19 protein-coding genes are annotated in these 24118 nt (G+C 65.4%); 13 read left to right on the top strand and 6 right to left on the bottom strand.

Features of this window, described 5'->3' with window-relative positions:
- Positions 1 to 24: 24 nt before the first annotated feature.
- The 5 genes from ACKTSM_RS04540 (at position 25) to ACKTSM_RS04520 (ending at position 6516) form a co-directional block, all read left to right on the top strand.
- Positions 25 to 795, top strand: a complete 771-nt coding sequence (locus tag ACKTSM_RS04540) for a molecular chaperone (protein WP_407875939.1) — start codon at positions 25 to 27, stop codon at positions 793 to 795.
- The gene (locus tag ACKTSM_RS04535; RefSeq protein WP_407875938.1) at positions 767 to 3265 is read left to right on the top strand and encodes a fimbria/pilus outer membrane usher protein; all 2499 of its coding nucleotides are present in this window, start codon (positions 767 to 769) and stop codon (positions 3263 to 3265) included. Before ACKTSM_RS04540 ends, ACKTSM_RS04535 begins: the two co-directional genes overlap by 29 nt.
- Before the next feature lie 63 nt (positions 3266 to 3328).
- On the top strand, positions 3329 to 4609 hold the full coding sequence (gene serS, locus ACKTSM_RS04530; protein WP_407875937.1) for a serine--tRNA ligase: 1281 nt from the start codon (positions 3329 to 3331) through the stop codon (positions 4607 to 4609).
- Positions 4610 to 5374 carry a 5'/3'-nucleotidase SurE gene (gene surE, locus ACKTSM_RS04525; RefSeq protein WP_407875936.1) on the top strand — a complete coding sequence of 255 codons (765 nt, stop codon included), beginning with the start codon at positions 4610 to 4612 and terminating at the stop codon, positions 5372 to 5374.
- A gap of 14 nt (positions 5375 to 5388) precedes the next feature.
- Positions 5389 to 6516, top strand: coding sequence for a potassium channel family protein (locus tag ACKTSM_RS04520; protein ID WP_407875935.1), 1128 nt, complete (start codon positions 5389 to 5391; stop codon positions 6514 to 6516).
- A 49-nt stretch (positions 6517 to 6565) separates the two neighbouring features.
- Here ACKTSM_RS04520 and ACKTSM_RS04515 read toward each other — a convergent pair whose 3' ends face one another.
- Positions 6566 to 6985, bottom strand: a complete 420-nt coding sequence (locus ACKTSM_RS04515; RefSeq protein ID WP_407875934.1) for a DUF1761 domain-containing protein — start codon at positions 6983 to 6985, stop codon at positions 6566 to 6568.
- Positions 6986 to 7063: 78 nt separating this feature from the next.
- Between ACKTSM_RS04515 and rimO the strand changes: the two genes are divergently transcribed.
- The 7 genes from rimO (at position 7064) to ACKTSM_RS04480 (ending at position 17573) form a co-directional block, all read left to right on the top strand.
- The gene (gene rimO, locus ACKTSM_RS04510; protein WP_407875933.1) at positions 7064 to 8461 is read left to right on the top strand and encodes a 30S ribosomal protein S12 methylthiotransferase RimO; all 1398 of its coding nucleotides are present in this window, start codon (positions 7064 to 7066) and stop codon (positions 8459 to 8461) included.
- A gap of 140 nt (positions 8462 to 8601) precedes the next feature.
- Positions 8602 to 9399, top strand: a complete 798-nt coding sequence (locus ACKTSM_RS04505) for a transglutaminase-like domain-containing protein (RefSeq protein WP_407875932.1) — start codon at positions 8602 to 8604, stop codon at positions 9397 to 9399.
- Positions 9400 to 9544: 145 nt separating this feature from the next.
- Positions 9545 to 11008, top strand: a complete 1464-nt coding sequence (gene zwf, locus ACKTSM_RS04500) for a glucose-6-phosphate dehydrogenase (RefSeq protein WP_407875931.1) — start codon at positions 9545 to 9547, stop codon at positions 11006 to 11008.
- Positions 11001 to 12818, top strand: a complete 1818-nt coding sequence (gene edd / locus ACKTSM_RS04495; RefSeq protein ID WP_407875930.1) for a phosphogluconate dehydratase — start codon at positions 11001 to 11003, stop codon at positions 12816 to 12818. The genes zwf and edd overlap by 8 nt, the downstream gene beginning before the upstream one ends.
- Positions 12819 to 12823: 5 nt before the next feature.
- Complete coding sequence (locus tag ACKTSM_RS04490) at positions 12824 to 13831, top strand: glucokinase (RefSeq protein WP_407875929.1); 1008 nt, start codon at positions 12824 to 12826, stop codon at positions 13829 to 13831.
- Positions 13828 to 16617, top strand: a complete 2790-nt coding sequence (locus ACKTSM_RS04485; protein WP_407875928.1) for a phosphoenolpyruvate carboxylase — start codon at positions 13828 to 13830, stop codon at positions 16615 to 16617. Before ACKTSM_RS04490 ends, ACKTSM_RS04485 begins: the two co-directional genes overlap by 4 nt.
- A gap of 128 nt (positions 16618 to 16745) precedes the next feature.
- Positions 16746 to 17573: a L,D-transpeptidase family protein gene (locus tag ACKTSM_RS04480; protein WP_407875927.1), complete on the top strand. Its 828-nt coding sequence runs from the start codon at positions 16746 to 16748 to the stop codon at positions 17571 to 17573.
- A gap of 34 nt (positions 17574 to 17607) precedes the next feature.
- Here ACKTSM_RS04480 and tilS read toward each other — a convergent pair whose 3' ends face one another.
- The 5 genes from tilS to ACKTSM_RS04455 form a co-directional block, all read right to left on the bottom strand.
- A complete protein-coding gene (gene tilS, locus ACKTSM_RS04475; protein ID WP_407875926.1) occupies positions 17608 to 18660 on the bottom strand; it encodes a tRNA lysidine(34) synthetase TilS in 1053 nt (350 codons plus the stop codon).
- A gap of 34 nt (positions 18661 to 18694) precedes the next feature.
- Positions 18695 to 19702, bottom strand: coding sequence for a tetratricopeptide repeat protein (locus ACKTSM_RS04470; protein WP_407875925.1), 1008 nt, complete (start codon positions 19700 to 19702; stop codon positions 18695 to 18697).
- Between the two features lie 175 nt (positions 19703 to 19877).
- Complete coding sequence (locus ACKTSM_RS04465; protein WP_407875924.1) at positions 19878 to 20747, bottom strand: helix-turn-helix domain-containing protein; 870 nt, start codon at positions 20745 to 20747, stop codon at positions 19878 to 19880.
- A 148-nt stretch (positions 20748 to 20895) separates the two neighbouring features.
- Complete coding sequence (ptsP, locus tag ACKTSM_RS04460; protein WP_407875923.1) at positions 20896 to 23178, bottom strand: phosphoenolpyruvate--protein phosphotransferase; 2283 nt, start codon at positions 23176 to 23178, stop codon at positions 20896 to 20898.
- Between the two features lie 143 nt (positions 23179 to 23321).
- Entirely contained in the window at positions 23322 to 23489 is a 168-nt protein-coding gene (locus ACKTSM_RS04455; protein WP_407875922.1) for a YdcH family protein, read from the bottom strand.
- Positions 23490 to 23762: 273 nt separating this feature from the next.
- Between ACKTSM_RS04455 and ACKTSM_RS04450 the strand changes: the two genes are divergently transcribed.
- The gene (locus ACKTSM_RS04450) at positions 23763 to 23972 is read left to right on the top strand and encodes a YdcH family protein (RefSeq protein WP_407875921.1); all 210 of its coding nucleotides are present in this window, start codon (positions 23763 to 23765) and stop codon (positions 23970 to 23972) included.
- Positions 23973 to 24118: the final 146 nt, after the last annotated feature.

Here is a 24118-nt window from a genome sequence, read left to right as displayed (position 1 = left end):
TGTTAGTTTAGGGCGATGGAAGTCATGATACTCCCGTCGCCCTTTTCACGTCTGGTCCCCGCCTTCGCACTGAGCCTTGTCTGCGCAGCCATGCTCGCTTTGCCTGTCGCGCCGATCACCGGCGCTGCCCTGGCCCAGGCCCCAACGCACCAGGCGCGGATCAATGTCACCCCGCTGCGGCTCGATCTTCCCTCCGACCGCGAGGCCGTGCAGATCGTCATGCGCAACCGCGGGGAGCGGCCGTTGGCAGTGCAATTGCGGGTCTTCGAATGGCTGCAAGAAGGAGGCGAGGACCGCTACGTGCCTTCACGCGAAGTGGTGGTCTCTCCGGCAATCGCCGAAGTGGGCACCGAACTCGCCCGGACTTTTCACGTCGTATATCGCGGCGAGCGCGTCCCTGGCGAGGAACGCCGCTTTCGCGTGGTCATCGACGAATTGCCCGATGGCGAGGCACCCGTTGCCGGCGTCGCCCGGACCCGGCTGCGTCTGACCATCCCGCTATTTGCCGGCAGCGACACCGTATCGACGGGCGAGATCGAGCTCGCCGCGCGCGACGGATCGCTGCTGATCGGGAACAGGGGCGGACGCACGGTCAAGCTTACCGACCTTGAATTGGAAGCGGATGGTGCGCCGGTCGATCTGGGGCACGAGGCGAGGCTGAAATACGTGCATGGCGGCAGCTGGATCGCCATCCCACTGCCCGCCGGCATCACCTGCCGTGTGCAGCGCCTGACGCTGACGGCCCAGGCAAACGGAAGCGCGGTCAATGCCGTCGCAAACCAAGACTGCTCTTAGAACAGCAACCGGCCTGGCGACCCTCGCCTTCACGCTGCATTCGCACCACTCGCTTGCCGCGCAAGACTTCTTTGCCCTTCCCGCAGGCTCCGACCAAAGCGATCCCGACGATCCTTTTGCCCAGACGAGCCGGGCTGTCAGCGCCACTGCGGGCACCGAGATCATATTTGCCGATGTCGACCTGAACGGCGAGCGCGTGACCGGCATCGCCCGGCTGAGGCTGATCGATGGACGCATGGCGATCGACAGCGGGTTCGCCTTTGCCAACGGGATCGTCAAGCGGCTGCCCGATGAACCATTCCTGTTTCTCGACGCGATTGACGGGGTCGCTTTCGAATTCGACGAATTGGCCCAACGGCTGACATTGCGTGTCCCGCTGCAATCGACCGGCCAAAACCTCGTGACGCTCACCGCGCGCCCCACCCGCGCCGTGCAGGCCAATTCCGAACTTCCCGCACTGATCGTCGAATACGATCTATCCGCGCAGGCCGATTCCAGCGGCACGGGAATGAGCGGGCTGGTCGCCCCGCGCGTGGTAAAGGGCAATCTGGCCGTGGAATCGGCCTGGCGGTTCACGACGGGGCATGGCGAGGAACCGGGCAATGTCACGCGGCTCGACAGCGTGATCACGCTGCGCGATCCCGATCGCGTGGCCTCGGCGAGCATTGGCGATTTCGTCAGCCAGATGCCTTCGGGCAGCCGCGCTGTGCGGATGGGCGGGATCCGCATCGGCACCGATTTCGCCCTGCGGCCCGATCTGGTTACCCAGCCCTTGCCCGATTTCACCGACAGCGTGGCAGTGCCGAGCGGGATCGACGTGCTTATCAATGACCGGCGGGTCGGCGGCGCTGACATCCTTCCGGGCGAATTCACCGTGCAGGACATTCCGGTCCAGGTCGGACGCGGACGGGTCGGCGTGGTCGTGCGCGACGCCTTGGGCCGCGAAGTTTTGCAGACGGTGGATTTTTACGGCTCGCGGCGCCTGCTGGCACTCGGGCTGGTCGAAGCCGCGGTCAACCTGGGAGCCATTCGCCGTCGCTACGGCGCGAGAAGCAATGATTACGGCCCCTTCGCGGTGAGCACGATGTTCCGCAAGGGGCTAAGCGACCGCTTCACCGGGACGCTGCTCGGCGAGGCGAGCCGGTCGGTGCGCAATCTCGGCGCTCAGGGCGATGTCCAGGTCGGCAATATCGGCATCTTGTCGGTGACCATGCGCGCCAGCCGCGCCGATTACTTTACCACCGGAGCACACGGCGGCAGCCTTGTCGGGGTCGGCTTCGAAAGCCTCGGCCCGGGCGTTTCCTATTCGATGGAATACCGCAAGGTCTCGACCTTCTATGCCGATATCGCGAGCGCCAGCGGCGATGCCCCTCCGCCCTCGCTGCTCGCAGCCAATATCAATTTCGACCTTGCCGAACACGGGCGGCTGCGGTTCTCGGCGATCCGCCAGACACGGCGAGCATCGCGCGATCCGCAAGGCCCTGCGCTCACCACGCGGCTGCTTTCGGCCAATTACCGCCGGAGGTTGAGCCGCACGGTAAACCTTTCGCTCGATGCCAGCTATCGGCGCGGGCCGCAGGGCGAGGACGGCATCACCGTGCTTGCCGGGGTCACCATGGCCTTTGGCGGGAGGCGTTTCGGCCAGGTCGCAGCCTCGCACAACCAGGGGCGCAATTTCGTCCAGGCCGGCTTCTACAATCCCGATATCAATCCCGGGGATTTCGGCTATTCGATCGCGGCCTCGCGCGGCGATGTCGACCGGGTCGCAGCCTCGATCAGCCACCAGCAAGGCTGGGCCCGGATGGATGCGGCCGCCGAGCTTGTCGGCTCGTCTCTCGCCGCGCGGTTCGGCATTCGCGGGGCGCTGATCGCGGTCGATGGCGCGGTCTTCGCATCGCGCAATAGCGGCGGCAGCTATGTCCTGGTCGATGCAGGTGGGATCGAAGGGGTCGAGATCAGCCGCGAAAACCGGGTGGCGGGCGTGACCGATGGTGGGGGGCGCCTGCTGATCGACCAGGTGCCGGGCTATGTCCGCACCAAGTTCGGGGTCGATCCCGCGCGCCTGCCGCTCGACGTGATCGCCGCCAGTATCGAGGAATACGTGACCGCCGCGCCGCGTTCGGTGGCGCGGGTCGAACTGGCGCTGACACGCCACGAACCGCTCGCCATGCGCCTCACCGATCCGCGAGGCCGCGATATCGCCCCCGGCACCAGCGTCACCGCTTATCCCTCGCAGACGCGCTATATCGTCGGGTTCGACGGGATGGTCGAAATCAATGCCGCGCTCGACGATGACGAGATCGCGGTGACTGAGGGAGACGGATCGCTCTGCCGTGCGGCGCTCGGCGACCTGGCCGAGCCTGCCAATGACAATGCGCTGCCGGTCTTGCGCTGCTTCATGCGCACGCGCAGCTTCGCGATCGGACAGCCGCCTGCTGAACCTCGCCCGGACCGCACCAGACCGCAATAGCCGCGCACGCCTGCAATCCCCCCTCTTTCAATCGTTATGCGTTGCAGGCATAGGCTCGTGGCCATGCATGATATTCGCCTGATCAGGGACAATCCGGAAGAATTCGACGCGCGGCTCGCAAGGCGTGGGGCCGAACCGGTGGCCGCCACCATTCTCGCGCTCGACGAGGAGCGGCGCGCACTCACCACCCGCTTGCAGGAATTGCAGAGCCGCCGCAACGAAGCCTCGAAGGCAATCGGCAAGGCGATGGGCCAGGGCGACAAGGACACCGCCGAGGCGCTGAAAGCCGAGGTAGCCGAGATCAAGGCCGAGATGCCGCAGGTCGAGGAGCGCGAAAAGGCGCTGGGCGAGAAATTGCGCCACGCGCTCGCGGTGATTCCGAACATTCCTGCCGATGACGTGCCAGAAGGTGCGGACGAAGCGGGCAATGTCGAGATCGCGAGCTGGGGCACGAAGGCCGCTTTCGATTTCGAGCCGAAGGAGCACGCCGATATCGCGCCTGCGCTTGGCATGGACTTCGAGACAGGCGCCAAGCTCTCGGGCGCGCGCTTTACCTTCCTGCGCGGGCACATGGCGCGGCTCCACCGCGCGCTCGGCCAGTTCATGATCGATCACCAGACGCAGCAGCACGGCTACACCGAATGCGCGCCGCCCGTGCTCGTGCGCGACGAGGCCATGTATGGCACCGACAAGTTGCCCAAATTTGCCGAGGACAGTTTCCAGACGAGCGATGGCCGCTGGCTGATACCGACATCCGAAGTCAGCCTGACCGCAAGCGTGATGGGCGCGATTTGCGATGAAAGCGCGCTGCCGATGCGGCTCACCGCGCTGACGCAATGTTTCCGCTCCGAAGCGGGCGCGGCGGGTAAGGACACGCGCGGCTTCATCCGCCAGCACCAGTTCGAGAAGTGCGAGCTGGTGAGCATCGTGAAACCCGAGGACAGCGAGGCCGAGCACGAACGGATGCTGAAAGCCGCGCAAAGCGTGCTCGAAGCGCTTGGCCTGCCCTATCGCACCATGCTGCTGTGCACCGGCGACATGGGGTTCGGCGCGCGCAAGACCTACGATCTCGAGGTGTGGCTGCCCGGACAGGGTGCCTATCGCGAGATTTCCTCCTGTTCGAACACCGGCGATTTCCAGGCGCGGCGGATGAATGCGCGCTATCGCCCCGAGGGCGCGAAGAAGACCGAATTTCTCCATACGCTCAACGGGTCGGGCCTCGCGGTCGGGCGCACCCTGGTCGCGGTGATCGAGAACTTCCAGCGTGCCGATGGCTCGGTGCTGGTGCCCGACGCGCTTGCGCCCTATATGGGCGGGGTGAGCGTGCTGGAGCCCCAAAGCTAGATGCGTATCCTCGTCACCAATGACGACGGGATCCACGCTCCCGGCCTCGAAGTGCTCGAGGCAATCGCGCGCACCATATCCGACGATATCTGGGTCTGCGCGCCATCCGAGGAACAATCGGGAGCGGGCCATTCGCTGACGCTCAACCTGCCGGTGCGCCTGCAGCAATTCGGCGAGCGGCGCTATGCCGTCACCGGCACGCCGACTGACAGCGTGATGATGGCGCTGCGCGAAGTGCTCGACGCGCCGCCCGACCTGATCCTGTCAGGGGTCAATCGCGGGGCGAATCTTGGCGATGACATCACCTATTCGGGCACCGTCTCGGCCGCAATCGAAGGCGCATTGGCGGGGGTGCGCTCGATCGCGCTGAGCCAGGTCTATAGCCGCGAGACCCGCGAGGCGGGGACAATCTTCGATGCCGCGCGCCATTGGGGCGAAAAGGTGATTTCGCCGCTGCTCGATGCGCCCTTTGCCGAACGCACGCTCGTCAATGTCAATTTCCCGCCAGTCGCCGCCGATGCGGTCAAGGGCATCCGCGTGGTCAGGCAGGGCTTTCACGATTATTCGCGCGGGAGCATCGTCGAGGGCCGCGACCCGCGCGGAAGCCGCTATTTCTGGTTCGGCCTTCACGCGATCGAGCACACGCTCGACCACGGCACCGATCTGGAAGCGATCGATGACGGCTATGTCGCGGTCACCCCGCTCCAGCTTGACCTCACCCACCATACGAGCATCGGCACTCTCGCCGATCGCTTCGCGGACTGATAGACCCCGCGACCATGGCAAAGCGCGAACCCGACCGCATCTTCTCCGCCAAGCCTGACAAGGTCGTCGCCGCGCGCAGGTTCAAACCATTGCGCCGCGCAGTCCGCCTGCCGGTCTGGGGCGATCTCGGCATCAGGCTGGGAGCGGCGCTGCTCCTGATATTCATCGTGGTGATGATCCACTGGTTCGACCGTGGCGGACTGGTCGACAGCGTCGATGGCCATGTCAGCTTCCTCGACATTGTCTATTTCACCATGATCTCGATCACCACGACCGGCTTTGGCGACATTGCGCCTGTCACGGATCGCGCGCGGCTGGTCGAAGCGGTGATCGTCACCCCGATCCGCTTCCTCGTATTCTTCATCTTCGTGGGCACCGCCTACAATTTCATCATCAAACGCAGCTGGGAGAAGTGGCGCATGGCCCGTATCCAGGAAAACCTCACCGACCATGTCGTCGTGCTCGGCTACGGGGTGTCGGGATCTGAAAGCGTCGAGGAACTGATCGAACGCGGCACCGATGCGCGCTGCATTGTCGTCGTCGATCCGAGCGAGGACCGGTTGGCTGAAGCCGAAAAGCTCGGGGTCAACGTGCTCGCCGGCGATGCGACCCGAGACGAAACGCTGAAAGCGGTGCGGGTCGACCAGGCCGCGGCGGTGCTGGTCTCCGCGGGCCGCGACGACACCTCGATCCTGATCACGCTCACCGTGCGCCACCTCGCGCCGCGTGTGCCGATCAGCGTGGTGGTGCGCGCCGACGACAACGAATTGCTCGCGCGGCAGGCTGGCGCGAACAATGTCATCAACCCGGTGCGCTTTACCGGATTGCTGCTCGCCGGCAGCGCCAAGGGCGCGCATATTTCCGATTACCTTGCCGACCTCGCCTCTGTCACCGGCCGCGTGCAGCTGGTCGAACGCGTCGTCACCGAGGACGAATGCGGCTGTTCCATCGCCGAATTGTCGAGCGGCGGGCGGGGTCTCAGGATTTACCGCAATGGCCGTGCGATCGGTTACTGGGAAGAGGAATGCCAGAGCCTGCAGCCCGGCGACGTGCTGGTCGAGATCGTCCCGACAGAGAACGGGTCGACCAAGGGCGATGGCCACGATGGCGATGAAAAGCCCGCCCTCGCCGACGCGAAGTAGGGTTCGCAACGGGGCGCGGCGAGACGTCCCGCCGCGCCCACGCTGATCGTCAGGGCATATATGCATGCACCGCGGCGACCGCGGTGAAGAACAGCAGCCAATAGCCTGCATCGATCCAGAACAGCTTCATGGTCTTTTGCGAGAACAGGTAGTTGATCCCGATTGCGGGCACCACGAAACCAAGCGCCACTCCGAAGCCGGTCATCACCTTGGCAAAGATCGACAGGTCGGCGCCGAGTTCGGCATAGCTCTGGAAAGTGTGTGCCATGGTCCAGCTGATCACGACCGAAAGCAGGAACGCCCCGCCATAGATCTTGGCCATGTGACCGTTCTGCACGTCCTCTTCGCTCAACCCGACGGCCGAAAGCCATTGCTTGCCGAGCAGCGGGCCATACCAAAGCCCCCCGATAACGAAGCCGGTCAACGCGCCAAGCGCCACGGCGATCCAGTTTACTGCGAAAAGATCCATCCCGTTCCTCCCCTTGTTTCAACGACCCGCCAAGCGATCTAGCGCAAAGCGGTGCAACAGTGTAGAGGCGCGCCCGTCATGAACACCCCTGCATCCCCAATCCCCGACGCCAAGCGCGTCGGCATGGTCTCGCTCGGCTGCCCCAAGGCGCTGGTCGATTCCGAACGCATCCTCACCCGCCTGCGCGCCGATGGCTACGCGATGAGCCCCGATTACGCGGGTGCCGACGTGGTGCTGGTCAACACTTGCGGCTTTCTCGACAGCGCCAAGGAAGAAAGCCTCGCTGCAATCGGCGAGGCGATATCGGAAAACGGGCGGGTGATCGTCACCGGCTGCATGGGCGAGGAAGCCGACGCGATCCGCGCCGCGCATCCGCAAGTGCTCGCGGTGACCGGCGCGCATCAATACGAACAGGTGGTCGAGGCGGTGCACACCCACGCCCCGCCTTCGCAGGGGCCCTTTGTCGATCTCGTCCCACAGCCGTCCGAAGCCGATATCAAGCTGACCCCGCGCCATTACAGCTATCTCAAGATTTCAGAGGGTTGCAACCATTCTTGCGCCTTCTGCATCATCCCGCAATTGCGCGGAAAGCTTGCCAGCCGGCGGATCGATGCGGTGCTGCGCGAAGCGGAAAAGCTGGTCGCGGCCGGCACGAAGGAATTGCTGGTCATCAGTCAGGACACGTCTGCCTATGGCGTCGATACCCGCCACGAGCCGCGCCAGTGGAAGGGCCGCGAAGTGCGCGCGCACATGACCGACATGGCGCGCGAGCTCGGCCAGCTCGACATCGGCAGCGGCACCCCGCCCTGGGTCCGGCTGCACTATGTCTATCCCTACCCCCATGTCGACCAGGTCATCCCGCTCATGGCCGAGGGGCTAATCACGCCCTATCTCGACATTCCCTTCCAGCATGCCGCGCCCAGCGTGCTCAAGCGCATGAAGCGCCCTGCCAACGAGGCCAAGGTGCTCGCACGGCTCAAGACCTGGCGCGACATCTGCCCCGAGATTGCGATCCGATCCTCCTTCGTGGTCGGCTTCCCTGGCGAGACCGAAGAGGACTTCCGTTACCTGATCGACTGGCTCGAGGAAGCGCAGCTCGACCGGGTCGGGGCCTTCCGGTTCGAACCGGTCGAAGGCGCGGCAGCCAATGACCTGCCGGATCCGGTTCCCGAAGAGGTCAAGGAAGAGCGCTATGCCCGCCTGATGGAAGTGACCGAACGGATCAGCGCGGCCAAGCTTGCGGCCAAGGTCGGCAAGACCATCCCCGTAATCATCGACGCGGTCGGCGAGGCAGACGAGGACGGCGATATCGGCGCCACGGCACGCAGCCAGGCCGACGCACCCGAAATCGACGGCGCGGTTTACCTGCGCAATGTTGCAGAGACCCTCGCGCCCGGCGACATTATCGACGTGGTGATCGAAGACGCGGACGCGCACGACCTGTTCGGCGTGCCTGCCGACACGGCTCGGGGCTAGAACGGCACGACCGGGCGAAAAATACCGATCGAACCGGCACTTCGCGCGTGTTCGCGCGTCGTCATCACGCGTGGCACCTTCATTGCCAAGAGCTAGGGCCGAGAGCCTGGACCAAGAGCCTAGAATACAAAGGCGGGGAAATGAGCGTCAAGATTCACACCCAGTTCGGTTTCACCTGCAAGCAGCCGACTTCGGCGCTGCTGCAGTTCGAAGTGGCGTCACTGCCCGAACAGGACGTACTGTCCGCGCGCTGCGACATCACCGATACCGCGCATTTCGCCCGGATTGCGGCGCAGGACAATATCGGCGAACGGATCTGGCTGAACGCTGAAGGCCAGGTCCGGGTCGAATACGAGGCCGAGGTCGCGCCGCATCGCCAGCTATGCCCGCTTGATACGCTCGACGCGCTGCTTCCGCACGATTTGCCGGGAGAAACGGTCCAGTATCTGATGGATTCGCGCTATTGCCGCGCCGACGAGTTCCAGAGCCTGGTCGAGGCGGAATTCTCGGGCACCGAAGGCGGGGCGCGGATCGCCGCAATCCGTGACTGGATCAGCGACCATTTCGATTACGTCCCGGGTTCGTCCAACGCGACAACCACCGCGACCGACAGCTTCGTCAAGCGACAGGGCATTTGCCGCGATTACGCGCATGTCCTGGTAACCCTGGCGCGCGCATCGACCATCCCTGCCCGCTATGTCGCCTGCTATGCGCCGGGGGTCGATCCGCAGGATTTCCACGCGATCGCGCAGGTTTTCCTTGCCGATCCGGAGGGGACCGGGGGCACCTGGCAACCGGTCGATGCGACCGGCATGGCCGATCTTGCCAATGCCGCGCTGATCGGTGTGGGTCGCGATGCCGCCGACGTCTCATTCGTCACCAGCTTCGGCGCGATGCAGTTCGACTATTCGAAGATCGCGGTAAATACCTGCGACTAAAGTCCTTCTTGGCCCGCGCGCAGCAAGGCTGCGATTGCAGCCATTCGATCATATCGCTACCCCCTTTCACAGCGTCACATTGTCTGCAACAATGCGCGTTGATAACGTTCACAATTGCGCGGCATGCGCGATACCGGGAGTGCCGATGACTCAATTCACCGCGGACCGCCTGCTCTTGTTCGGGGCTACCGGGGATCTTGCCCGTCGCAAGCTTTTGCCAAGCCTGTGCGCGCTGTGTGCCGACGGCCTGCTGCCCGAAGACCTTACCATCATCGGCACGGCTCGCAGCGAACTCGATGACGGCGAATTTCGCCAGATGGCGCGCGCGGCACTTGAGAAATTCCTGCCCGCGCAAAGGCGCGGAAGCATGGCGACATTCCTTAACCGCCTCTCCTATCAGACGCTCGATGCCACGACGATCGAGGGCTTTGATGCGCTCGCGGAAAAGGTCAATGCAAGTGGCAAGGCAGATGGCGGGCTCGCGATATTCCTGTCGACCGCGCCCAGTCTCTTCGGGCCTACCATTGCAGGGCTTCAGCACGCGGGAATGACGGGCGAGAATGTCCGCATGTGCCTCGAAAAGCCGCTCGGCACCGACCTTGAAAGCTCGGCCGCGATCAATGACGCGGTCGCCGCGGCCTTTCCCGAGGACCGGATTTTCCGGATCGACCATTATCTGGGCAAGGAAACGGTCCAGAACCTGCTCGCCCTGCGCTTTGCCAATATCCTGTTCGAACCGATCTGGAATTCCAACGTGATCGAGCACGTCCAGATCACCGTCGCCGAAACTGTGGGGCTCGAGGGTCGCGTGAGTTTTTATGACGATGCCGGCGCGCTGCGCGACATGGTCCAGAACCACATGCTGCAATTGCTCGCGCTCGTCGCGATGGAACCGCCGACCAGCTTCGATGCGACCGCGGTGCGCGATGAAAAGGTCAAGGTTTTGCGCGCCTTGCGCCCGGCCAAGGCGAGCGAGACCGTGACCGGCCAATATCGCGCCGGGGCGGTCGAGGGCCAGGCGGTGCCCGGCTATGACGAGGAACTGGGCAAGGCGTCGGACACCGAGACCTTTGCCGCGATCAAGGCGCATGTCGACAACTGGCGCTGGAAGGGCGTGCCCTTCTACCTTCGCACCGGCAAGCGGATGCCCGAGCGCGTGACCGAGATCTTCGTCCAGTTCCGCTGCGTCCCCCATTCGATTTTCGAAGGCCGCTCGAACACGGCGGCGGCCGGGCTCCAGCCCAACAGCCTGCTCATCGAGATCCAGCCGGAAGAGAACATCACCCTTTCGCTGATGGCCAAGGTTCCCGGGCTCGACGAAGGCGGCGTGAGGCTGCGTGAAGTGCCGCTCCAGATCGCCATGCCCGATGCCTTTGCCGAAGCCGAGCGGCGGATAGCCTACGAACGCCTGCTCCTCGACCTTATCAAGGGCGACCAGACGCTGTTCGTGCGCCGCGACGAGGTCGAGGCGCAATGGCACTGGATCGACGCGATCCGCGCCGCATGGGAAGCCGACGGGGTCACCCCCAAGACCTACACAGCGGGCAGCTGGGGGCCGAGCGCGGCGATCGCGCTGGCCGAACGCGACGGGGTAAGCTGGCATGAGTGAACTGCACGACACGCTTCACCGCGTCACGCAGCGCGTGATCGAAAATTCGCGCGACAGCCGCAGGGCCTATCTCGACCTCATGCAACGCGAGGCCGACCGTCGGCCCGAGCGCAGCCAGGTCTCGTGCTCCGTGCTCGCCCATGCCTTTGCCGGCGCGCTTGAGGACCAGGAAGCGCTCAAGGAAGGACGCGGCCCCAATATCGGGATCGTCACCAGCTACAACGACATGCTGTCCGCGCACCAGCCCTATGGCCGCTATCCCGACCGCATGAAGATCCATGCCCGCGAAGTCGGCGCCACCGCCCAGGTCGCGGGCGGAACTCCGGCGATGTGCGACGGCGTGACCCAGGGCGAAGACGGTATGGAGCTTTCGCTCTTCAGCCGCGACACGATCGCGCTGGCGACCGGCATCGCTCTCAGCCACCAGATGTATGACGCGATCGCCTGTCTCGGCATATGCGACAAGATCGTGCCGGGCCTGATGATGGGTGCGCTGCGGTTTGGCCATCTGCCCGCAATCTTCGTCCCCTCGGGCCCGATGCCGAGCGGGATTTCCAACAAGCAGAAACAGGAAACCCGCCAGAAATATGCCAGCGGCGAAGTCGGGCGCGACACGCTGCTCGAGAGCGAGCTGGCCAGTTACCATTCGCCGGGCACCTGCACCTTCTACGGCACCGCCAATTCCAACCAGATGATGATGGAGATGATGGGGCTGCACGTGCCGGGCAGCGCGTTCATCCAGCCGGGCACCAAGCTGCGCCAGGCGCTCGACCGGGCGGCGGTTCACCGGCTGGCCGAACTGTCCGGCACCACCACGCGAACCCTTGCCCAGGTGGTCGACGAAAAGGCGATCGTCAACGCGGTCGTCGGGCTGCTCGCGACCGGGGGTTCGACCAATCACGCAATCCACATTCCGGCCATGGCACGCGCAGCGGGAATTGCGATCGACTGGAGCGACATGGCCGAATTGTCGAGCGCCGTGCCGCTGCTCGCACGGGTCTATCCCAACGGATCAGGCGATGTGAACCAGTTCCACGCGGCGGGCGGCATGGGCTATGTTATCGGCGAATTGTGCAATGCAGGGCTTGCCCACCGGGACATCCTCACGGTCTGGGACGAAGGGTTCGATGCCTATGCGCGCGCCCCGGTGTGGGAAGACGAGGCGCTCGCCTGGTCGCCTGCCCGTGAAAGCCGCGATGACACCATGCTGCGCCCTGTCGAAAGCCCTTTCCAGCCCGATGGCGGGATGCGGCTGCTTTCCGGCAATCTGGGCCGCGCCTGCTTCAAGTCCTCGGCGGTCGATCAAAGCCGCTGGACGATCGAGGCGCCGTGCCGGGTGTTCGGAGACCAGCAAAGCGTCGCCGCTGCCTTTGCCGCGGGCGAACTCGACCGCGACGTGGTGGTGGTGGTGCGATTCCAGGGGCCGCGCGCCAACGGCATGCCCGAGCTGCATTCGCTCACCCCGCCGCTTGGTGTGCTCCAGGATCGCGGATACCGGGTCGCCCTGGTGACAGACGGGCGCATGTCGGGTGCGAGCGGCAAGGTGCCTGCCGCGATCCATTGCACGCCCGAGGCTTTTGACGGCGGACAAGGCGGCGGACCTCTCGCGCTCCTGCGCGACGGCGACATGGTCACCGTTTGCGCACGCACCGGCACGCTTGCCACCACCGCCGATCTCGACAACCGCACGCCTGTCCCCGACCCCCTGGTCCACTGGGGTGTTGGCCGCGAATTGTTCCGGATCATGCAGGCGCAGGCAGATGGCGCAGAACAGGGCGGTTCGGCCATGCTGGCAGCATCGGGGCTGTAGGCGCGATGGGGGGGAAGCGGGAGATTGTCACGGTCGATATCGGCGGCACCCATGCGCGTTTCGCGATCGCGTCTCTCGCCGGTGACGGCACCATCACGCTCGACGAGCCTGTCACGCTGCGAACAGCCGCCTATGCCAGTTTCCAGACTGCCTGGGAGGAATTTCGAAGCCGCAAGGGTGGACACCTTCCGGGCGAACTGGCCATGGCTGTGGCCGGGCCGATCAAGCCCGATATCATCCGCTTCACCAACAATCCCTGGATGATCCGCCCACCTTTGATCGCGAGCAAGCTGGGCTGCGACCGGCACCGGATTGTCAACGATTTCGAAGCGGTCGCCCATGCCGCCGCCCGCGCTCCTGCAAGCGAATTCCTGCACCTCGCCGGCCCTGAGGAGGGCTTGCCCGCGCAAGGCACGGTCAGCGTGCTGGGGCCGGGTACCGGCCTTGGCGTCGCCTATTTCTACCGCCGTGCCGATGGGTCCTACCGGGTGCAGGCGACCGAAGGCGGACACGGCGACTTTGCCCCGATCGACGCGATCGACGATGCGATCCTTGCGCGGCTGCGCGCGCGCCACACCCGCGTTTCGGACGAACGCGTCGTCTCCGGCCCTGCCATCGTCGATATCTACCAGGCGCTGGCCGCGATCGAGGGGCGCGCGGTGCGCGAACTCGACGATGTCGCGATCTGGACCGCCGGGACCGCTTCTGCCGAAGACGGCGGCGACAGCCTTGCCGCGGCTGCCGTCGACCGCTTCTGCCTCGCCCTCGGATCGGTCGCGGGCGATATTGCGCTCGCGCAGGGCGCAAGGGCCGTCGTGATTGCCGGCGGGCTCGGCTATCGCATCCGCGAGACGATCATCGCCTCGGGCTTCGCCTCGCGCTTTGCCGCCAAGGGCCGCTTTGCACCGTTGATGGCGAGCCTTCCGGTCAAGCTCATCACCCACCCCGAACCCGGCCTGCTCGGAGCAGCGGCTGCCTATTCCCAGCAATTCATCGAAGGAATTGATGCATGACGCTCGCGCTCGAGACCGTGGCCCAATTGAGCGATCGCTTGCACGATCTGCACGCGCGCACCCGCGAAACGCCGCTGTTCAACCCGGTGTTCCAGCTCGGGCTCGACCTGTCGCGCGCGCTCGAAGGCGGGGACACCGATCTCAAAGGAATCGAGGCGCTGGTCGCGGAGCTCGAATGCGCGAGCCTCAAGGCGCGCGCCCGGCGGCTGCAGTCCCTCCTCGCCCCGATTGCTCCGGATGACGGCAGCAGCGCGCTCGGTGAATTCTTGACGAAGACAAACGATTTCGCCGCGTTTCGCGCGCGCTGGGAAAGCCCCCGGATGCACGTGGTCTTCACCGCGCACCCCACCTTCCTGCTGACCCCGGGCGATATGCGCGCTGTCGCCGATGCCGCAAGGAGCGGGTCGGACATGCCCAGTGACGCCTGCCAGCCCAGTGGCAAGCGACCGGCGGTCACGCTCGAGCACGAACATGGCGAGGCGATGCGTGCGATCGCCCATGCCCAGAATGCGCGCAGCCAGATCGTGCGCGAGGCGCTCGAACATGCGGCCCACGCCTTTCCCGGTGAGTGGATGGAGTGCGCGCCGCTGCCGTTCCGCTTTGCGACCTGGGTCGGATACGACATGGACGGGCGGACCGATATTACCTGGTCGACATCGATCCGGTTCCGCCTCAGCGAAAAGGCCGAGCGGCTTACCCGCTATGCCGACGATCTTGCCGCTATCGACAGCGGGCATGAACAGCTTGCTCGTTTGCGCGCGGCCGCTGCCCATGCAGCGGCAAGCGCCGAGGATTTTGCCGGCGACCTGTCGCAGCCGCAGGCACTCTCGCGCGCGGCCAACCGTCTCACCGCAGACGATCCGGCCAAGCTGACCCGTCTCGGGCCGGTGATCGCCGCGCTCGAAGACGAGGCGCGCGGCGCTTCAGACACCCGGCGCGCGATCTCTCTCAAGACGCTCGCAGCGGCAATGCGCGCCGACGGGCTCGGCATGGCGCATGTCCATTTCCGCGTGAACGCCAAGCAATTGCACAACGCGATCCGCACCCATCTCGGCGATGCGCGGGGACTCGATCTCGCCAGCAAGGGAGCGATGGCGAAGCTGCGCGGCATGCTGGCCGAAGTTGCGCCCATGCAGACCAATTTCGCCAGCCTCGCGATAGAAAGCTCGACCGCGACCCGGCAGTTCCTCGCAATGGCGCAGATCCTTGCGCATATCGATGCAGACACGCCGATCCGCATGCTGATCGCCGAATGCGAACAGCCCTCGACCATCCTTGCCGCGCTCTATTTCGCCCGGGCATTCGGAATCGAGGACAAGGTCGATGTGTCGCCGCTGTTCGAGACCGAAAGCGCGCTCGAACATGGCGGGCGCTTTCTCGATGCCTTGTGCGCCGAAGAGCAATATCGCGAATATGCGCGCCGGCGCGGGCGGGTCTGTATCCAGACCGGTTTCTCCGATGCCGGGCGGTTCGTCGGACAAATCCCGGCAAGCCTTGCGATCGAGCGGCTTCAGGGACGGCTGGCAGGCGCGATGGAGCGCAATGGCCTGACCGATGTCGCCGCGCTGATCTTCAACACCCATGGCGAGAGCATGGGCCGCGGCGCGCATCCCTCGGGTTTCGCCGACCGGCTGACCTGGCCGCTCAGCCCCTGGGCGCGCAGCCGCTTCGCGCGCCACGATATCGCGCTCGAGCCGGAGGTCAGCTTCCAGGGCGGCGACGGTTACCTGCTGTTCGCCAATCCGGAACTCGCACGCGCGACGCTCACGCGGATCATCACCGACAGTCCCGAGGCCAGTGCCGAATGCGACGACCCGATTTACGAGCGCACCGATCTGAGCCTCGACTTCTACCGCGCGGTCCGCGCGCACCAGCGCCGTCACCTGCGCAGCAAGACCTATGCCCGCGCGGTCACTGCCTTCGGGCTGGGACTGCTCAACCCGACCGGCAGCCGGGTCTCGCGCCGGCAGTCGGATATCCGCGCCGACCGCGACATGAACCTGCGCCAGATCCGCGCCATACCGCACAATGCCGTGCTCCAGCAGCTCGGTTACCCGGTCAATGTGATCGCCGGGATCGGCAGCGCGGCCGATGGCAATTACGAAGAGATCGCCCAGCTCCTGTCGAGCAGCGCGCGCGGGAGGCAATTGCTCCGGCTCGCACGGGCTTCGAACGCCTTGGCGAGCATCAAGACCGTCGCCGCGCATGGCGAATTGTTCAATTCGGCCTATTGGGCCACGCGCCCTTATCGCGGGACCGAGCCGCACCTCTCGCCCGCCTGCGAGACGCTCGCGGAATACCTCACCAATGACGATCGCTCAGGCGTATTCCGCAGGCTCGCCTCGCAGTTGCGGGTCGATGCGCTCAAGTTTCACCGCCTGCTCGAACATCTTCCCGGCGACGATGCACCTGAAAACCCGCAGGAGACCCGGCGGATGATCGGCGCGGCGCAATCGCTTCGGCTCGCATTGATGCAACACATCTTCCTGAAAGCCGTCTCGGTGCCGGTGTTCAGCCGCGCCAACGATATCAGCCGCGAGGACGTGCTCGAAATGGTGTTCAGCCTTCGCATCGAGGAGGCGCTCGCCCAATTGCGGCGGGCCTTCCCGGTTCACTTCCCCTCGCCTGCCGATTTCGCGCTCGACGAACAGGCTGATTATCCCGACACCAGAAACGAGGGTTATGCCGCAATCGCGCGCGACTTCATCGACCCGATCGAGCGCGCCTACGCATTGATGCTGAGGCTGTCGGTTGCGATCGCCAACCGTTTCGGTGCGCATGGCTAGGCCGGTCGCTACATCGCCTTAACCTTTTGCCGGACCGCGTACCGCTCAGGGACGCGCGCGCAGCCGCCACTGGCGAAAGCGGCGCGCACACGGCATAATGGCCCCGCATCACCCAAGGATTACGCAAGATGGCACTTTCACAGATTCGCTTCATCGCCGCCTGCGGGCTCGCGGCCCTTGCCGGGGGCGCCACCCTTGCCACCGCGCAATCGGAATTCGATGACATCGCCGACGAGGCCGAACAGGTCGCGGCCGAAACCGATGAGGCGCTCGACGCGATCGAGGCGATCGACCCGACGACGCTCGGCACGTCGCTGGTGGTCGATCCGAGCCTTCCGCAGCCCTATTCGGCGCAAGCCGAAACGCAGGCGCTGCCGGGCGATCTCGACGCGGCTGTGACCGCTGACACCGAAACCCTTCCGCGCGGCCCCGCGACACGGATGATCGCGCGCGAGCAGGTGCAGCCGGTCCCGGCAGCCACGAGCGATGATCCCTTCGTGATCAAGTCGATCCTGCCGATCGAGGGCACGATCCGTTACGGCGAATGGTTCTGGGACGAAAGCCGCGCACCTGCCAGCGGGCCGATCGTCATGACGGTCGATCTCGATGCGCGCGTGATCAGCGTGTTCCGCGACGGGCACGAAATCGGCACCGCTGTCGCGCTGCTGGGCACCCAGTCGCATCCCACGCCGCTGGGCACATTCCCGATCCTCACCAAGGAACGCGACAATGTCTCGGAGAAATACAACAATGCACCGATGCCCTGGACGCTGCGGCTGACCTGGGATGGCATCGCGATCCACGGATCGCCGGTGATGAACGGCTATGCCAGCCACGGCTGTATCGGCGTGCCCGATCCCTTCGCCGAAAAGCTGTTCGCGATTGCCAAGCGCGGCGACAAGGTGGTGATCACGCGCGGCAAATATATAGAGTTGGGCGACCGTATCCTGTCCTGACACCAGGGCCGCAAAGCGCGGCGAAAAGGGCGCGTCAGTGCGTGCGGCGGGCCGGTTCCTGCCGAAACCGCCATACCCGCATCATACCTCCGAACTCGGCGACATTCTCGATTGCGGGGACCGCGAGCACCCCGCCGAGCGAGGCGTTTTCGCCGCGCCACAGGCGGTCTGCTGCCCGCCCGGCCTCGCTGCGCGAGACCCGCCCGCCCATTGCGCTAACGATGCGGCAGACGGTCTCGATCTGCACGATGCGCGGGACATTGGCGTAATAGACATAGATCGGCCCGCCGGGCCTTGCCGCGCTGCCGTCCGCCTCCTCGTCTGAGGCCTCTTCGAGCGTGACCATCTCCTCCCAGTCCTGCTCGGCATACCATTCGATCGCGCGCAAGGCTTCGGCAAGGTGGCCCGCGCTCGCTGCCAGCGCCTCTGCATCGAGCCAGTCATGTGCGCGCAAGTGCTCGCGGACGCGCACGCGGTCGAAGGCAGGGTCGGCATTGGACGGATCGCGCGCGGGTTCGAGCCCGGCCGCGTGCACCGCCGCCTCGAGGTCACCCTTGCGCGCCCACAGAAGCGGGCGAATGAGGCCGATATCGCTTCCCGGGACACAGGTGCTCTCGCGCACGCCGGCAAGCCCTGCCAGCCCGCTTCCGCGCGCAAGCCGCATCAGCAGCGTTTCGGCCTGGTCATCGGCATGGTGCGCGGTGGCGATGGTGGTGATCCCCTCGCGCCTCGCCCATTCGCCGAGCGCCGCATAGCGCGCCTCGCGCGCCTTTGCCTGGAGGTTGCCGCGCCCCGGAGACACGGCGAGCGCGGTGAAGGGCACGGCGAGCGCAGCGCAGGCCGCCTCTACCAAAGCGATCTCGCGTGCGGCATCCTCGCGCAGGCCGTGATCGATGCTGCACACCGCGACCTGTCCCGGGATCACCGCTGCCGCAAGCAGCAGCAGGGCGAGGCTGTCGGGCCCGCCCGAAACCGCGAGGCCCAGCCGCCGCGCGGCGACATCCTCGCTGTCTTCCTCGACCCAGAGGCGGTCGAGCGCATCTTCGAACCGCGCGATCAGGTCCGGGTCGATCCGGCCCGGGTCCAATCCGCGATGACCGCTCGTATCGATGCCTGGTCTCCTAGCCCTCGCAGGTCACCCTGCGACGGTTGCTCTGATATTGGTCAGCAAGCCGTCCGGTCGCGATCGCGGGATAGGTCTCTGCAAATTCGGCCAGCGCGATGCAGGCGCGGCGGGTATCGCCCATCGCGATCATGCTCTCGGCAAGGAAGAGCAGGCTGTCCGGCGCGCGCCGCGCGGTGCGATCGGCCTGGTAATTGCGCAGGAACCAGCGCGCCGCTTCTTCGGGCATGCCATCGTCGAGAAAGGCCCGGCCAAGCAGATTGCGACCATAGGTGATCTGCGGGTGATCGGGATATTGTTCGACGAAGGCGGCGAGCTGCTGGCGGGCCTCGGGGTAGAAACCGGCATTCCAGAGCCGGAACCCGTAGGAATATTCGTCATCGCCCGGATCATCGGTCTGCGGCTTGGTGATCGCCTGGACCGCGGCCAGCCGTTCGGCGCTGGGACCGTTGGCCGCAGGCTGCGCGACATCGCTACTGTCATCGTCCTCGGATGCGGCGCCGGTCATCGCGGCGAGGTTCGAACCGGTCGCGACCGGTTCGTTCGAGGGTTGCGGGGTCGCGCCGGAGGGCGAACCGGCGGTCACGGCACCCTGGCCCGCGGTGTTCGCAATCGTTCCGCCGCTTTCGAGCGCGCTCACCCGCCCTGCGAGCAGGGCGAGGGAATTGGTGTTTTCCTCGCTCAGCGCGGTCAGGCGCTGGAGCTGGATTTCGACCGCGTCGAGCCGGGCGAGAATATCGGTCACCGCAGTGGTCGAAGGCGTGCGGGTGGTGGCCGGGTTGTCAGCCGATCCCGAAGCGCTGATCTGCGGCTCGAAAAAGCGCCCGTCGCCTCCAGGGAATACAGCGCGCTGCAGCGCCCTTATCTCGGCCTCGGCGCGGCGCAGGCGCGCCTCGCTGTCATCCTGCGCGAATGCGGGCACCGGCGCGCTGACGACGACAGCTGCCGACAGGACGGCACCGAGCATGGTGGTGCGGGCGGAACGAAGGGGGTGGAAAAGGGTCATGGCGCTTCAGGCTCCCTTGATGCGAACGGGGCGCGCCATGTGCAACGGCGCGCATGAATGGCAGCGGAATCTGTGGCGAATAGGCGGGCCCAAGTCGAGTTGGTATGCGCACTAATCGGGGGAATGCGACCGCATGGTGGGGCCGGGCCGCGAACACCGGGGCGGCAGCGGGCGATCACTGCCCGCCGGGCGCTGCGCTCTCGGCATCATCGGCGACCTCGCTTTCGCCCTCGCCACGTGCGAGCAGCGCCTCGGCCGAGACCCGGGCATCGGCAACCGGGACCATCTCTTCGGATATCGGTGCGACCGGCGCTCCGCCGATCGTGATCTCGAGGAAATTGGGCCGGCCGGTATTGAGCCTAGGATCGACCGCGCCCTCGGGCACTTCGAAAGTGTCGCCTGCCTCCATCACGCCCTCGTAGAGGATCTCGCCGCCATCTTCGTAGAAGCGCACCCACGCCCCGTCCCCGGTCGCGGTCAGAACGACAGGATCGTCAGCCGAGGGCGCATCGCTGGCAGCCCGCTCGGCGTCCGCTGCATCGCCCGTGGCCTGCACGGCCTGTTCGGTTGCATTGTCTTCGACCAGTGACGCAGGCCCCGTGCCCGCACCGAAATAAGTGTTGTAGAAAACGATCACGCCGACCGCGAGGATCACCGCCGCAATAGCGCCGAACCATGCAAGCCCGGCGGTCGGCAGCTTGGCCGGATCGCCCGGCTCCATCCCGCCCGCCATGGCGGTGGCGCGCGCCTGGCCATCGGCGAGTTCCTCGCGGACCTTGTCGACGATCTCTGCCGGATCGAGCCCGACCGCGCGCGCATAGGTCTTGGAAAAGCCGATCGCATAGGTGCGCGATGGCAGGGCATCGAAGGCCCCGGTCTCGATCGATTCGAGGTGGCGGACCGGGATCCGGGTCTCGGCGGCGATGTGTTCGAGATCGAGCCTCTTGCTCTCGCGTGCGGCGCGCAAGGTGTCGCCCGCGCTTGCCGGTCCCGTTTCCATCAGGTCGGTGGCGTGTTCGCCGGTATTGTCCTGTTCGCTATCCATGACCCCGTCCCACTTTTCGTGGTTCTGTTATGCTGTGATGTGCTCGCATCAAGGCCCGCGGCTTACCGCGAGTCAAGACATGCCAGTTGCGATTCCCGTCGCCCGCGGCGAAATGCCCGCGATGCGCGCCTTGCCGAAGCGCGCTGCGTCAGTCCGTTTCGATTTCGCGGTCGCTTGCCCATTGCGACAATTCATCGCGCAGATTGACCGAGGGATCGGACAGCCAGCCGGTCATCGCCGCCTCTATCTCGGCGAGATCGACCTTGCGCACCAGCTCCTTGATCGGGCCGACCGCGGCCGGCGTGATCGACAGTCGACGGAAGCCGATGCCGAGCAGGGCCAGCGCCTCGAGCCTGCGACCGCCCATCTCGCCGCACACGCCGATCTCGACATTGCTGCCGACGGTTGCCTGGACCAGCCGGCGCATGAACCGCATGATCGCCACCGAGAGCCAGTCATAGCGCTGCGCAAGCGCGGGATTGGCACGGTCGGCGGCGAAGAGAAACTGGGTCAGGTCGTTGGTGCCGACCGAGATGAAGGAGAGCCTGGGGAGGAGCAGGTCGAGCACTTCGGCAAGCGCCGGCACTTCGAGCATCGCGCCGTAATGAACCTGCTCGGGCACCATCTTCTTCTTTGCGCGCAGGAACGCGAGCTGTTCCTCGAACACCTGTTTGGCGGCGTCGAATTCCCACACTTCAGAGACCATCGGGAACATGACATGGAGCGACCGGCCCGCCGCCGCTTCGAGAAGCGAGCGCGCCTGCGCCTTCATCAACCCTTCGCGAGTCAGCGCAAGCCGGAGCGCGCGCCAGCCCATTGCCGGGTTTTCGTCATTGCGGGCAATTTCGCTGGCCAGATAGGGCACCGCCTTGTCACCGCCGATATCGACCGTGCGGAAGACCACCGGTTTGTCACCCGCTGCGTCGAGCACGTCGCGGTAGAGCTTGAGCTGGCGTTCGCGCTGCGGAAGCGTGGCCGAGACCAGGAACTGGAACTCGGTGCGGAACAGCCCGACCCCGTCGGCCCCGGTAAGCGCGAGCGCGGAGATATCGTCGCGTAGCCCCGCATTCATCATCACCTGGATGCGGGTGCCGCAGCGGGTGAAGGGTTCGACATCGCGCAGCTTGGCATAGGCGGCCTGTTTTTCCTTGGAGCGGGCGAAACGCCGCCCGAACGCCTCGGCGACCGGGGCGGCGGGCCGCACGACCGCGCTTGCCGCGGTGGCATCGAGCAGGATTTCATCGCCGTCGCGAACGACCGAGCGAAGCCCCCCCTTGCCGTGATTGGCCCGGCCCAGCACCGGCACTCCCATTGCGCGCGCGACAATCACCACGTGCGCAGTGAGCGAGCCTTCTTCGAGAATCACGCCCTTGAGCCGCCGGCGGTCATATTCGAGCAATTCGGCAGGGCCCAGATTGCGCGCGATCAGGATGGTATCCTGTCGCAAGCCCTGCTGCGCGGCGGTGCCGATCTGGCCCGCGACGATCCGCAGCAATCGGTTGGCGAGGTCCTCGAGATCGTGCATCCGGTCGGCGAGCAGCGGATCGTCGATTTCGCGCATCCGCATGCGGGTGTGCTGCTGGACCCGCTCGATCGCGGCCTCGGCGGTGAGGCCGGAATCGATCGCCTCGTTGATGCGCCGCGACCAACCCTCGTCATAGGCGAACATCTTGTAGGTCTCGAGCACCTCCTCGTGTTCGCCGCCAACACCGAATTCGGCCTGGTTGGCGAGGCCATCGATCTGTTCGCGCATCTTGTCGAAGGCGCGATAGACACGCTGGCGCTCGGCCTCGATATCCTCGGCCATGACCTGGGTGATCTGGACGCGCGGCTGGTGATAGGCGGCGATCCCGGTCGCGAGCCCCTTGACCAGCGTCAGCCCGGTGATCGTCTGCGGTCCCGAATGCGCGGCATCGAGCCCGAGCGCCTCTTCCTCGTCGACGAGATCGGCATTGGCGATCAGTTCGGACAACACCATCGCGGTGGTCTGAAGCGCCTCGATCTCGACATCCTCATAGCGGCGCGGGTCGACGTGCTGGACGCACAGGACCCCGACCGCGCGTTCGCGATAGACGATCGGAACCCCGGCGAAGGAATGAAATTTCTCCTCGCCGGTTTCGGGACGATACTGGAAATCGGGATGGGCCTTGGCCTCGGCGAGATTGAGCGTCTCGACATTGTCGGCAATCGTCCCGGTCAGCCCCTCGCCCACCGCCATGCGGGTGACGTGCACCGCTTCGGGGTTGAGTCCGCGGGTGGCGAACAGTTCGAGCATGCCTTCGCGCAGCAGGTAGATCGAGCACACCTCGCTCGACAGGCTTTCGCCGATGATCTCGACGACCTGGTCGAGCTTGCCCTGCGCGTGCAGGCGCGAGGCCATGACCTCGTGGAGGCGGGTAAGGATCTGGCGAGCGGAGGCGGCGGCTGTCATGTCGTTGAGGAATTAGGCAACTGGCGCGGCAAAAGCAAAGCTCTCTCCGCACTTTGAACGACCGGCTGCCTTCTTGCCGCTATCGGGCCGCGCGCGCTTCGCGCGGCCCTTGCGGCCAGCGGGTTTGGCTGGCGCGGAGCGGGCTAACTTCGCCCGATCTCCTCTTTCAGCCTCAATTTCTGTTTCTTGAGTTCCTGGATCATCGCTGCATCGGGCGAAGGCCGTGCCATTTCGTCGCGGAGACGGGCTTCGAGGCCTGCATGTTTGGATTGGAGAGCATTCACGTGTGATGATGCTGCGGACGATGCCATAAGCGTTCTCCTATCTGTGTCGGGGGACAGCCCCGCGGGAGCGACTCGGCATCAGCGGCCGGGCCGCGAACAAGGAACAGACCACACAGCCGCCCTCTTGCAAAGCCCCGGCACGCAAATTCACGGCGCAGCAGGGCGAAATCGCGACAGATCGCGCACCGCCTGGCGTGATTGCCTGTGTGATTGTGCGTATGCCAAGAGGGTGCAGCGCGCCGCGAATCGGGTAAGCTGGCGCGCCAGAACCGATCCGGCCAAAAGCGAGGCTTGCCACGAATGAACGAGCAGGAGCTCACCAAGCGCCTCGAAGTGCTGCGCAGCGAACACCGCGACCTCGACGCGGCTATCAGCGCCTTGAGCGAAGCAGGTCAGGCATCGGGTTATACCGACCAGTTGCAGATTGCCCGGCTCAAGAAACGCAAGCTGCGGCTGAAAGATCAGATCGCGCTAATCGAGGACACCCTGCTTCCCGACATCATCGCCTGACGCCCGGTTTCATGCCGTCATACAGGGACTTAACACGCCCTGCGCTTCGTTAGCTCACAGACTGAAATGTGCCGGATCGGGACGGGCCGGGTTGATATCGGGATAGTAACCATGCCTAGCTAGCGCCGTGCGCAAATCGGGCCTAG

This window comes from Qipengyuania nanhaisediminis (genome assembly GCF_045862805.1).
Classification (GTDB): Bacteria; Pseudomonadota; Alphaproteobacteria; order Sphingomonadales; family Sphingomonadaceae; genus Erythrobacter; species Erythrobacter nanhaisediminis_A.
Note: the sequence above shows the minus strand (reverse complement) of the source record. Positions and strands in the feature narration are given on the sequence as shown.

Bases quoted from the DNA above. Each gene is read 5' to 3' on its own strand.
- ACKTSM_RS04520 (WP_407875935.1), top strand. From the start codon at position 5,389: ATGGCAAAGCGCGAACCCGACCGCATCTTCTCCGCCAAGCCTGACAAG.
- ACKTSM_RS04515 (WP_407875934.1), bottom strand. From the start codon at position 6,985: ATGGATCTTTTCGCAGTAAACTGGATCGCCGTGGCGCTTGGCGCGTTG.
- ACKTSM_RS04490 (WP_407875929.1), top strand. From the start codon at position 12,824: ATGGGGGGGAAGCGGGAGATTGTCACGGTCGATATCGGCGGCACCCAT.
- ptsP (WP_407875923.1), bottom strand. From the start codon at position 23,178: ATGACAGCCGCCGCCTCCGCTCGCCAGATCCTTACCCGCCTCCACGAG.
- ACKTSM_RS04535 (WP_407875938.1), top strand. From the start codon at position 767: ATGCCGTCGCAAACCAAGACTGCTCTTAGAACAGCAACCGGCCTGGCG.
- rimO (WP_407875933.1), top strand. From the start codon at position 7,064: ATGAACACCCCTGCATCCCCAATCCCCGACGCCAAGCGCGTCGGCATG.
- ACKTSM_RS04540 (WP_407875939.1), top strand. From the start codon at position 25: ATGATACTCCCGTCGCCCTTTTCACGTCTGGTCCCCGCCTTCGCACTG.
- ACKTSM_RS04465 (WP_407875924.1), bottom strand. From the start codon at position 20,747: ATGGATAGCGAACAGGACAATACCGGCGAACACGCCACCGACCTGATG.
- ACKTSM_RS04505 (WP_407875932.1), top strand. From the start codon at position 8,602: ATGAGCGTCAAGATTCACACCCAGTTCGGTTTCACCTGCAAGCAGCCG.
- zwf (WP_407875931.1), top strand. From the start codon at position 9,545: ATGACTCAATTCACCGCGGACCGCCTGCTCTTGTTCGGGGCTACCGGG.
- ACKTSM_RS04455 (WP_407875922.1), bottom strand. From the start codon at position 23,489: ATGGCATCGTCCGCAGCATCATCACACGTGAATGCTCTCCAATCCAAA.
- ACKTSM_RS04480 (WP_407875927.1), top strand. From the start codon at position 16,746: ATGGCACTTTCACAGATTCGCTTCATCGCCGCCTGCGGGCTCGCGGCC.
- ACKTSM_RS04450 (WP_407875921.1), top strand. From the start codon at position 23,763: ATGAACGAGCAGGAGCTCACCAAGCGCCTCGAAGTGCTGCGCAGCGAA.
- serS (WP_407875937.1), top strand. From the start codon at position 3,329: ATGCATGATATTCGCCTGATCAGGGACAATCCGGAAGAATTCGACGCG.
- ACKTSM_RS04485 (WP_407875928.1), top strand. From the start codon at position 13,828: ATGACGCTCGCGCTCGAGACCGTGGCCCAATTGAGCGATCGCTTGCAC.
- ACKTSM_RS04470 (WP_407875925.1), bottom strand. From the start codon at position 19,702: ATGACCCTTTTCCACCCCCTTCGTTCCGCCCGCACCACCATGCTCGGT.
- surE (WP_407875936.1), top strand. From the start codon at position 4,610: ATGCGTATCCTCGTCACCAATGACGACGGGATCCACGCTCCCGGCCTC.
- edd (WP_407875930.1), top strand. From the start codon at position 11,001: ATGAGTGAACTGCACGACACGCTTCACCGCGTCACGCAGCGCGTGATC.